Origin of the sequence: Pedobacter metabolipauper (assembly GCF_004362715.1) — a bacterium.
Taxonomy (GTDB): Bacteria; Bacteroidota; Bacteroidia; order Sphingobacteriales; family Sphingobacteriaceae; genus Pedobacter; species Pedobacter metabolipauper.
Genome location: NZ_SNYC01000003.1, coordinates 704,135 through 716,343, shown reverse-complemented (window position 1 = coordinate 716,343; position 12,209 = coordinate 704,135). Strand labels below are relative to the sequence as shown.

Genomic DNA, 12,209 nt, shown 5'->3' with positions numbered 1-12,209 from the left:
CATAAGAATGTTTGATGCCCAAAACGTGTTACTCTTCATCGATCGTGTAACGTAGGTTTCTGACGTTATTATATCTGCTTTGCTCAAGCAAACTTGTGAAATGAGATACCACGCTATCGTTTTCGCCCCAATACCGCAAAGTATTTGCAATCTTTACTAAATTCAGTTCCGTATCTGCCTGATCAAGATCCCAGGGGTATGAATTTTTATATACCTTTAGAATATGTAATAACGCATCGTTGTATCGCCGCATTTCCGTAATATTCTTAAAGTTCTTACACCAAAATCCAAGATATTCCAGACACATCGTTAATCCAGGAAGATTCTTCAACTGCACTCTTGAAATTATCAGATTTAAATATCCACGACATCCTTTAAAGTCTTTGTTATCGTATAATACCTTAGATACTTCTGATAATGCCCAATTAACCTTTGTACCGTCATCAGAAGAAAGGGATTCCCATAAATCTACATTCCCTTTTTGATAAAAATATTGTTGTTCAACTGAAGTCCTTACTTCACTATAATCTGGTTCATTGACAATAAGCTTTTTTTCATCATCTAAAAACCACATCATCTCTTGAAGGATAAATTTAAAATTTGTTAACTCCCTTTCACCTTTAGAAAAATCAATGATCTTGCTTAGTTCCGACTTTAATGCATTATAAATACGTACAGCCTCATCTTTTTCCAATGATAATCCATATTTCCCGTCGTCGCTTTTCCTCAATTCTCTTAAAGGAATATACCTTATACCAGAAGTCAAGCTAAGTTTATCGCTATTTTCTTGTTTAAAAAAGCCAGTATTCCAAAGTTGAGAATTATTTATGATCGCTTCAACTATACGCTTACGCGAGACCTTGTCTTGTTTTATGTAATAGGTTATAATTCTCCAAATCCGTTCACTTTTAATGGTATTAAAATCAATTCCACTAACGATCAATCTGATTTTTTCTAAGTCTTTGTCATTGAAAATGCTATTTAAATTACCAATCACAAATAATTGATCGTGGCTTTTAATAATGCTTTCAAATAAAACATTTAACCTTGAGGGAGTTACTCGTTGCCTGATAAGGTCAGCTCCCAATTTTAAATATGGGTTATTAGAAAATTGATACAGAAAACTGATCACTTCGTTTTGACCAGTTTTGATTGGAGAATCTAAACAATCGATGATAATCTTTGCTATGATGTCTTCATTGCTACATAATGAAATTCCAATTTTTAAAAACTCTTTATTATACTGTCTGTCATCATCAAATAATACCTTATTATCTTTTTTTTCTTCCCAAACGGACATAAAAAAATCCTCCCATTTTTTAGAATCAATAACATTAATATACTGAGCTAAAAATATAAGAATGTTCCTTCTAAATATCCAATATGTTCGGGAATATAGATACGTTTTAAAAAGGCTGCTCAATATTAGTCCTTGGTCTTCATCAATACTCGTATTATAGCTGTAGTCCTGGCCTATTAACTTTATGAATTTTTCATCATCATATTGCAGTGCATAGAATAGAACCAATACAGGGTAATATTTAAAAGTTGACAATATGGCAGGATAAATTTTTTCAGGTGGCATAACGCTATATCCTCTTGACTCAACCGGAAGTCCTGTTTCCATTAACATTCCAAAAATTTGAAAGCCCTGTTCCTCCTTGTTAATATTCGAATAAGTCGTTCCCTTTGAATACATTTTTTGAGTCGCTCCATGAGGATGGGGTTTCTCTTTCTTTTCTGAAAGGTCAGAAGTCAAATAGGTAAAATTGCTAAATATCGATTTCAGACCTTCATGTTTCAGTTTTTTAATTTTCTCAGCAGATTCAGATGGACCTCCAGCGTATCCAATCAAAAAGTCTTTAAACTCCAAAGCATATAATTCTTCTTGATTTGTCGCCTGAGTAATATTGAATTTCGAGGCTATATCAGTCCGATTAAACATCCACTCAAGCCCAATGATATTTAAATTGCGATGATTCTTAAATGCATATGTCTCTAATTGATTATCCAAGGTTTCAAACTCAAAAAATAAGGCTTTAGATAATAAAACAACAAACTGCAATTCATCAGATAAATTATCGTCAACCAATGGCAATACTTCACTTAAAATAGTATCAAATCTAAGTTTATCTGTTCGCCATATTGCATCCTTCATATCGAGCAACAGGTAGTCAGCAAATAGGGCATTTGAGATTTCTTTAGCCATTTGCTTAAATTTATCAAATTGTTCCCTTTTCATCATAGCAGAGTGCGGCATAAATCGATCACGGATTGTGACGCACATTAATTCGCAAATCCCGAGAACCAACTGTTTATTCTCATTCAAAAAAATAGATATTCGTCCAGCGGACCTGGCAAAAATTGACCTTCCAAAATCATATTGAAAGGATAACGATGGAATTCTGTTATAGATTCTTAGAGCCTTAACCTCATAAAAATCTTTTACAATATCTTCTAATAATCTACCATCTATATCCTTTCCCAACGATATCTTTTTATCAGCGGCAAAATTTTCATATTTTTCTCTAGCAATAACTTCAAAAGAAATTTGTGGTAAATTAATAACAGGGATTTGATGCAGGTAGTCAAGGAAAGCATTTAAAACAGTTTTAGAATCTCTGAATATCTTTGTACCACTGGTATCTTCGAATACCGCTATGGTATCTTCATGCATCAATGGAATATGGACAATCCTATGATTATCGTAAAATTGCTGCTTATGCCTACCTGCTTGCTCATCTTCCAAAACATCAATAAAATAGATTTTATCCTCCTGTTCCGAGGATTGTTTAACTGAGCTTTTCTTAATTATGTCTCTTACCCAGCTAACCCAAGCTAAAAAATTAGCATCATCACCGGAAAATCCAATTAAACAAAAATGTCCTTGCAATAATGATATTCTCATTAATTGGGTAAATGCTTCATGTTTTATAGGGTAACTGTCAAAATCCTCCTGTGAAATAACATACCTTTTATGATAGTCGTTATCAAAAGTAAATTCTTCATCGGCACTTTCCCTGATCGATCCATGTAATTTCACAATATTGCGATGTCTCTTTATCGCTAATTGAGACGAATGCTTTACCACATTATAACATTGATCCAACGATCGTTCCAGATTGTTAAGTTTTACGTTTATATTATCTGTCTTTGATTTCAAATATCTTATCTCACTTTTAACTTTACTTTGTCTATTAATTAATTCTTGGCTATTATTAAAATCGATAGCAGTTTTGGTACTAGGGCTATCCGCATGAGCGATTTTACTTGATTCCTCAGCGGAAACTACTATTTCCAATTCTTGCTCAATAACCGTAAGTTCTTGTGTTAACTCGTCAATTGTTTTTTGATTGGTACCAAGTTCATCCTTGTACTCTTTAATTTTTTGCTCTAAACCTTCACTTACACCCCGATCAACACAAAATTCTAATAGGTTGTCGTAGTTAGTGGTATAAATATTATTCCACGGCAATTGTATGAGTTTATTATGAATTGCTAAATCATGCTCTGAAAGAACTTTTTTAGTTTCCTTGCCATCTTTTTCGACAACTAGGTATTTCACACCCTTTTCGATAATCGCCCTGGGCGTACGTTCCTCAATGTATATCTCAACGGTTTCCCTATATCCCATGAACTTAATGTACTTTGATACCAAGTTCAAAAAACCTAATTCTTCCATATACAGGTTTACAAAAGGATCGATAAAATCTGCATAACCATCAGGATCATCGGTAAATGACATTCCTGTATCATTATAAAATTTTTTGCAATAATTGCTGTGATTGATTTTTTCTGCCATGTCTTTAAGTAGCCCCCACCAGGTTGGAAACATATCTTTATTGGCATTTTTGCTAAAGCCTGCCCCTATTAATATTGAAAGACTTTGATTTTTAAGATTTTTTCGCAGGTTTTCTAATTTTTGGTTGTAGCTTTTACTCATAGAAATGGAATTATAACAATTCAAAAAAATCGAAGAATGTTTGATTAATTGTAAACTTAAAAATAGAAATAACTATTGTAATTAACGGAGAAATACATAATACGTTCGGTAAATCTTTTTAGGCATAAGAAGGCAGAATATTATCAGGCGAAAGCAATAGGAAGCAACTATTCAATATCTTCCAAGGATTCGCAAGCACTTGAAAAGCTAAAGGACAATTAAACGGACTTAACTCAATTCAGAAATTTATAAAAACTGCTAACATTTATTAGATTGAAGGATAAATACAATCTAAAACTATCATTTGTAGTGAAAAATTATCGGATGATCTCATTACTCTGGACCAATTCGGCGGCAAGGATTTTCCGAATTATAAACTCACCAACACTCTGACAGTAATCCTAACGATAACTTAACATTCAGCTAATTTTTAGCAGGTTTAGCTTCTCTACTTTTGTAGCTGATAGTTTAAGCATTGAATAATCACACACACCTACCTTCCGATGAAGATTTGATCCGCCAACTGGTGGATGGTGATATCGCTGCATTTGATCTTATCTATAAGAAATATTCGACTGCCCTTTTTCAGGCTGCTAATCATCTGCTCCGTAATAAAGAAGTATGTGAGGATCTTGTGCATGATCTGTTTGTTGATTTGTGGATGAGACGTGAACATCATCACATTAAGACCTTAAAATATTATTTGTACGCTGCAATCAGGAACCGTGTACTTCTATATATCCGTTCTGCAAAAGCAACTGTTGATGTCTCTGCTTTTGAAATTATTGAAAATCATACGGCTGAGAATACGTTAATTGAAAAGGAGATCAGGGACATTGTGAATCGTGAGCTGCATCACTTATCTGAGAAGTGCCGTGAAATTTATACGCTTAGCCGCATGGAGCAGCGTTCACACAAAGAAATTGCCGATCTGAAGGGGATTTCTATTAAGACGGTAGAAAATCACATTACCATTGCCCTTAAACGGCTTCGTCCGTCACTTAAGCATTTCCTTTCTTTCTTAATTTTGATGGCTTCCATGGCCGGCTAAAAAAATAATTGAATTTCTTTTAGGGGGTACCATCCAATTTTGCATTATACGGGCAAACGCAATTAAAAATGGTATGCTATGAAGCCTGTTAATGGAAAGTTACCCAATGATCTTGAAAAAAAGATCAAACAGTATTTTGATGAGGTTCAGAAGCAGCCTGTCGACATTGACCAGGTTGATTTTGATCAGTCAAAGGTGCATCAGAAGATTCATGCATCCATCCATACCAGGGAGCGGTTCAAAAACTTAAGACAAATATTTAAGTATGCGGCCTCTATAGCCATTTTTGTAAGCCTGACTGCAGTTGCATTTCATTTCTACAGCAAGCCTTCCGGTATTTTGCAGCAGTCTGCGATGCTTGAAAAAAAGGCATCTGATGGAAATATCATAAAGATGCAGCTACCAGATGGTACGCAGGTTTGGCTGAATGCTGGCAGCCGGCTTTTATTTCCAGCGCAATTTGATGCTGATAAAAGGGAAGTTACCCTGGAAGGTGAAGCTTATTTTGATGTAAGGCATGATGCAAAAAAGCCTTTTCTGATCCATACCCAGAATATGGTTACCCAGGTTCTAGGCACCAGCTTTAATGTAAGCTCCTATCGTCAGAACAACAGCATTAAGGTTACCGTTTTAAGCGGCAAGGTTGCGGTTTATGAAAATAGTGAGACGGGCAAACCAAAACCCAATGGTGTTCTTTTTGTTACCGCCAATCAGGAGATCGTCTATTCAAAAAGTAAAAAACAATTCTATCCCCATAAAGACGCCGTTAAACCTGCAGATGCAGCCGCCTGGAAAGAAGGGAATCTAATCTTTAAAGATACCGAAATCGATGAAGTTGTGCAGCGGCTGGAACGCCATTATGCGATCCAGATCCAAATGGATCCTGCATTGGACTGCCCTGTCACTGTAAATTTTGATCATGAACCTTTATCGCGTGTTTTGCGGGTGCTGGCGCAACTTGTAAATGGTCGTATCCTTTACAAAGACGGTCGTTATCACCTAACAGATGTAATTTGTCAATAATATAATATTCACCTAAAATAAAAGAAATGGAAGGACACTAACGAAAAAAAACAAATCCGCTCTGCTTACACAGAACGGAATTTTAAAATGCCTGAATGTATTGCCCTGCTGACCTGAGAATCTATGGGTATACAATGCTGTTAACACTTTAAACTTTGATAAAATTATGAAAAAATCTCTATGCTCCAATAGAGTAGTATATTATTGCCTGCTTTTTATGAAATACGGTATAGTAGTAAACAGTTTGATCTTCTGCCTCAGTACGATGGCCATAGCCAAGACTTCTTATAGCCAGGCGCTGATCAATAAACCAGTAAATATTCGACTTAACCAGGTTACGCTGGAAAATGCACTTGACGAACTGTCATTAAAGATGGGCGTAAAGATTGCATACCGGCAAAGCCTGGTTGACAAATCCTTGCTGGTTACCCAGCAGGCTAATGGCGAGGCATTAAAAGATGTCCTTGCTAAAATTTTGAAACCTTATAAACTAACGTATTACCTGGTAGACAATGTGGTTGTAATTGCCAGGCAAAGTAACCAAATCCCTGTAGCTTCTGAACTTCGTGAGGTGGCCGCTGAAATAGAGATTAGCGGAACCGTTCGTGATACCACCGGTGCGGTACTTCCGGGTGTATCCGTTAGCGTAAAGGACAGAAGTACAGGTGCTGTTACAGACCTGAATGGAAATTACCGTTTACGGGCAGATGCCAATTCAACCCTTATATTTAATTATATCGGTTTTATCAGGCAGGATGTACCTGTACAGGGGCGAAACAGCATTAACATCCGCATGCAAAGCAGTGTTTTGTCTCTGCAGGACGTGGTGGTTGTTGGTTACGGTACTATAAAGAAAGGTGATGTTACCGGATCTGTAGGTAAAGTTAACCTTAGTGATGCCCAAAAAGCCCCGGTAAGGTCGTTCGATGAATTCCTGGCTGGCCGTGTGGCCGGTTTGCAGGTAAGTTCGGTAGATGGACAGCCTGGTTCGGCTGTTAACATTGTGATCAGGGGAAACAACTCTATCACCCAGGATAATTCCCCGCTGATCGTAATTGACGGTTTTCCTACGGAGAACCCGGACCTGAACATGATCAATCCGGACGATATTGAATCTATTGAAATACTTAAGGATGCATCTGCTACAGCCATTTATGGTGCCAGGGGTGCAAACGGTGTTTTAATGGTGACTACAAAAAAGGGTAAAAGCGGTGCCCCGGTTTTAAATTTCAATGCGTATTACGGGAACCAAAGTACGATTAACCGCCTTGATCTGATGGATCCCTATGAATTTGTGAAATACCAGATCGAAAGAACACCAAGCGTTACCGATACCACAGCGCCTTCTGCACTTTACCTGGCCAATGGCCGTACACTGGATTATTACCGGAATGTGGAAGGTATTGACTGGCAGGATATGATGTTACGGGATGCCCCTTTTCAGAACTATTCCTTATCTCTTAGCGGTGGTAACCAGCAGACCCGTTATGCATTATCCGGATCTATAAATGATCAGGACGGGGTAATTATCAATTCTTTTTACAAACGCTACCAGGGACGTGCTGTAGTTGACCAAACGGTTAATGCTAAACTAAAGGCCGGCTTGAATGCCAACTACTCCTACCTGCAGAAAAGTGGGGTAAGTCCATCAGAATCCGGTGGTAACCTGGCCACTACCCTATTGTACAGTGTTTATGGTTCCAGACCTGTTAATGCTCAACGGGATGAGACGGGTATTGAAGACGAATTGTTTGATCCGTCAATAGACCTTTCTTCAGATTACCGGATCAACCCGATCATCAACCAGGAGAACCTGGTCAGGAACACGACTACGCGGAACCTGATGGCCAATGCTTATGCTGAATATAGTGTTTTACCCGAACTGACCTTGCGCGTAACCGGTGGGATTTACAGTACACAGGGCAGGTTTGATGCCTTTAACAATTCGAAAACCTTATACGGCAGTGTACGCACCACCTGGGGGTCATCTTACGGTGTAAATGGTTATATCCAGAATCGTGAAAACAATTCATGGGTTAATGAGAACACGCTAACCTGGGCTAAATCGTTCAACCAAAAACACAATTTCAATGTGGTAGGCGGTGTTACCGAACAGGGCGGAAAAACTTCCGTGTATCAATTCGGTGCGTCAAACTTACCGAATGAATCTTTGGGGCTAAGCGGATTGGATGAGGGTAACCTGTTACCTGTACGTACGATAGCTACCACATCAAACTGGCGCATGATGTCATTTCTGGGTCGTTTTAACTATAACTATGACTCTAAATATTATTTTACTGCTTCTTACCGGGCAGATGGTTCATCTAAGTTTCCTGTTGGCAACCGCTGGGCATATTTTCCATCTGCAGCGCTATCCTGGCGGATCATCAATGAAGACTTTGCCAGGAACCTTCCTGCACTCTCTGATGCCAAGCTGAGGGCAAGTTTTGGTCTTACGGGTAATAACCGGGTAAGTGATTACAGTTACCTGCCGTCTTACGGTCTTCCTATTGCAAACACGTATGTTTTTAATAACAACTACCAAAGCAGCATCATTCCGCTTACCCCGGGTAATAACGATTTGAAATGGGAAACTACCCGTCAGCTGGACTTTGGTATTGATCTTGGATTTTTCAAGGACCGGATTACGCTGACTGCTGATGTGTATAGTAAAAGAACCTACGACCTGCTGTTAAATGCAAGTTTACCATTTTCTACAGGCTATACCAGTGCCTTCAAAAACATTGGAAGTATGAATAATGAAGGCCTTGAATTTACCCTGGGGGCTAACCCGGTACGTACAAGGGATTTTAACTGGAATGCCAGTTTCAATATTTCCTTTAACCGCAATAAGGTGCTTGAGCTTACGGAGGGACAGCAATCTCTGACGACTGCGATCATGTGGGACAACAACTGGCAAAGCTTACCTGCCTATATTTCTCAGATTGGCAAGCCGGTTGGCAATATGTATGGCCTGGTATGGGACGGTGTGTATCAATATGCTGACTTTAACCAGGATGCCAGTGGTAATTATGTTTTAAAGGATGAAATAACGACCAATGGAAATACCAGGAGCCGCATTCAGCCCGGAGACATTAAATACCAGGATCAGAATGGTGATAAAGTGGTTGATGCATCAGATTATACCATTATTGGAAAAGGTTTGCCTGTTCATACAGGTGGTTTTAACAATACTTTTACTTATAAGAACTTTGATCTTAATGTATTTTTCCAATGGTCTTACGGTAATGACATCCAAAACATCAACCGTCTAGTATTTGAGGGTAATGCGTTTAACAAGCCTTATCTTAACCAGCTGGCCTCTTATGAAAACCGCTGGGCACCTGAAAATACGGAAAGTACCATGTACCGTGCAAATGGTTTTTACGGTGGCGGATATTCTTCCAGGACTGTTGAAGACGGCTCTTTTCTGCGCCTGAAAACGCTCGCTCTTGGATATAGTCTTCCTAAATCTGTTTTAAAAAGCCTGAAGATCTCTAACCTTAGGGTTTACGCATCCGCACAGAATGTAGTTACGTGGACAAATTACTCAGGCTCAGACCCTGAAGTAAACACCTACAATTCTGTTCTGACACCAGGTTTCGATTTTTCATCTTACCCAAGAGCAAGAACTATGGTACTGGGTATAAACTTAACTTTCTAACTACTAATATAACAGATCATGAAATTATCCATTTATTTTGTGCTGATCGTGATGTTGTTGGGACTCAACAGCTGCAGCAAATTCTTAGATACCAAGCCTACAGATTTTCAGACCACCGAAGATTACTACGATTCGGAAGAAAATTTACTTAAAGTACTGGCTGGTGCATACAGTCCGCTTTCTACCGCTTCTATGTATGGCGATGCGTTATGGAACCAGATCGGTGCGGGTACAGACGAACACTTCCGTTCGGTAGCTTCCAGCACAACCGGGGTTTGGGTTAATAATTTTGATTACACCAGTGTGGATGTAAACAACCTTTGGCAGCAATGCTATATTGGAATTGAGCGTGCCAACGGTCTTATCGCCAACATTAATATTGCCAATATTGATGAAGTAAAAAGGCAGGCCATACTTGGAGAAGCACTGTTTCTGAGGGGTTATTATTATTTTATCCTGGTGAGCTATTATGGGGGTGTACCGCTTAAAACTACCCCTACAACGAATGTAAATGTCATTTCTATTCCAAGGGCAACTGACCGGGAAGTTTATGCACAGATCCTTACAGATATGACTGCCGCAGAACAGAAAGTTTATACCACCAAACAGATTTCCTATGCCAGCAGGGTAACCAAAACAACGGTTGAAGGAATTTTGGCAAGGGTTTGCCTGACCATGGCTGGCTATCCCCTGCTTGATAAAAGCATGAATGCGGAAGCTTTAAAATGGGCTAAAAAAGTGCGTGATTCCGGAGAACATACGCTGATCACTGATATTGCTGGTAAAGCTGACGGAGACAATACCAGTGGTTATAGCCAGTTGTTTGTAAATGAAGCGCAGGACAAGTATGATATTCGCGAAGCGATGTGGGAATCTGAGCAGAAGGGTAACCGTACTGACGGCTATATCTCTAACGGACGTGTTGGTAATAACATCGGTGTACGGTTTACAGGAACCGTTTTTGCCGATACCGGATACTGTTATGGGAATCTTCGTGTAACCGAACGCCTTTACAAATTGTATGCGAACGGTGATACCAGAAGGGACTGGAACTGTGGTAAGTTTACTTATGATGCCAATGCCAAGAGAACTTATTTTGCTGCGAACAAGATCTATGATCGCAATGCTGCAAAATGGAGACGTTCTTATGAAACGCTATATCCAAAGGATAAAAATTATACACCCATTAATTTCCCGATCTTGAGATATTCTGATGTATTGCTGATGCTTGCCGAAGCCGATAATGAGGCCAATGGAAGTCCGTCAGCTGAAGCCTACGCGGCTGTAAATATGGTTAGACGCCGTGCTTATAAATTACCATTGGGCGCAGCGAGTGCGGTAGCAGATGTTCCGGCTGATCTGGGTTATGAACGGTTTCGTGCGATGATCCAGGATGAACGTTCACGTGAACTGTGTTTTGAAGCGCTGAGACGTTCTGATCTGATTCGCTGGGGAATCTATGTGACCCGGATGAAGGAGGTTGCTGCGCAATTTACTGCTTATAACGGTACCTATGCCTATGCGGCTATTGCCGGAAATAATACGGATGAGCGGCATTTGATATTTCCTATTCCCAGCGGTGAAATTTCGGTAAACCGGGCAGCCATACAGAATACCGGCTGGTAATTTTTAAAACCCATTCATTTCCAAAATTATGATGTTTAAATTTTCTATGTTCAGACTTATTATCTTATCGGTTCTGGTTTTCCAAATTCCATTAGGCGTAAAAGCACAGGATGTGCCCCTAAAGATCTTAAGTTATAATGTGTTAAAAGGTTTGCAGGGAGATACAGCTAACATGAGCAGGTATGTTACCTGGGTTAAGGGTAAGGCTCCCGACATCATATTTTACCAGGAAATGAATGGTTTTACACAAAAAAGCCTGGAAACTTTCGCCCTGCATTATGGACATCCATATGCGGTACTGGCAAAAGAATCAGGTTATTCTGTTGCTATTACTTCCCGTTTTCCGATTGTAAATGTTCAAAAGGTGCTTGATAATATGTGGCACGGATATATTTATGCCAACATTCATGGTATTCATGTGTTCGCTGTACATTTATCCCCTTTTGTTTATCAGAAACGGCTGTATGAAGTTAAAGAAGTACTTGCCCATGCGGCCACTCTTCCAAAAGGATCTCCAGTGATCATTGCTGGTGATTTTAACTCCTATCATTCTAAAGACAGCCTGAATTATACCGCAAAGGATCTGGCTGCCCAGCGCAAGCGCGAGCAGGGCAATGCAGAGATCCGTAATTTGAATAATGGTCATTTTGATTATTCGGTGCTGGATGAAATAGAGAGATCTGGTTTTAAGGATGCAGTTGACCTGGTTAGTGACCAGTTCAATTATACCATGCCCACGAAAAAATATGATGCCGCCTTTAAGACAAAAATCAGAATTGATTATATCTGGTTGAATTCTATTTTAAAGAAGAAAGTTTCTGAAGCTGCTGTGATCTATGATCAACATACAGAACAGATGTCGGACCATTACCCGGTTTTATTAAAACTGAAAAGGTAATCAG

At 39.1% G+C, this 12,209-nt stretch carries 6 protein-coding genes; 5 read left to right on the top strand and 1 reads right to left on the bottom strand.

Annotated features, from left to right (window positions below):
- Positions 1-28: 28 nt before the first annotated feature.
- Positions 29-3,943, bottom strand: a complete 3,915-nt coding sequence (locus ATK78_RS03110; protein WP_133574591.1) for an SIR2 family protein — start codon at positions 3,941-3,943, stop codon at positions 29-31.
- 475 nt (positions 3,944-4,418) lie between these two features.
- Between ATK78_RS03110 and ATK78_RS03105 the strand changes: the two genes are divergently transcribed.
- From ATK78_RS03105 to ATK78_RS03085, 5 genes are all read left to right on the top strand, one after another.
- Complete coding sequence (locus ATK78_RS03105) at positions 4,419-4,994, top strand: RNA polymerase sigma-70 factor (protein ID WP_133574590.1); 576 nt, start codon at positions 4,419-4,421, stop codon at positions 4,992-4,994.
- 78 nt (positions 4,995-5,072) lie between these two features.
- Positions 5,073-6,017 (top strand): FecR family protein, encoded by a 945-nt coding sequence (locus tag ATK78_RS03100; protein WP_133574589.1) that lies wholly within the window; start codon positions 5,073-5,075, stop codon positions 6,015-6,017.
- A 166-nt stretch (positions 6,018-6,183) separates the two neighbouring features.
- On the top strand, positions 6,184-9,681 hold the full coding sequence (locus tag ATK78_RS03095; protein ID WP_243732420.1) for a SusC/RagA family TonB-linked outer membrane protein: 3,498 nt from the start codon (positions 6,184-6,186) through the stop codon (positions 9,679-9,681).
- Between the two features lie 18 nt (positions 9,682-9,699).
- Positions 9,700-11,307 carry a RagB/SusD family nutrient uptake outer membrane protein gene (locus ATK78_RS03090; protein ID WP_133574588.1) on the top strand — a complete coding sequence of 536 codons (1,608 nt, stop codon included), beginning with the start codon at positions 9,700-9,702 and terminating at the stop codon, positions 11,305-11,307.
- A gap of 46 nt (positions 11,308-11,353) precedes the next feature.
- Positions 11,354-12,205: an endonuclease/exonuclease/phosphatase family protein gene (locus ATK78_RS03085; protein ID WP_166664808.1), complete on the top strand. Its 852-nt coding sequence runs from the start codon at positions 11,354-11,356 to the stop codon at positions 12,203-12,205.
- Positions 12,206-12,209 lie beyond the last annotated feature (4 nt).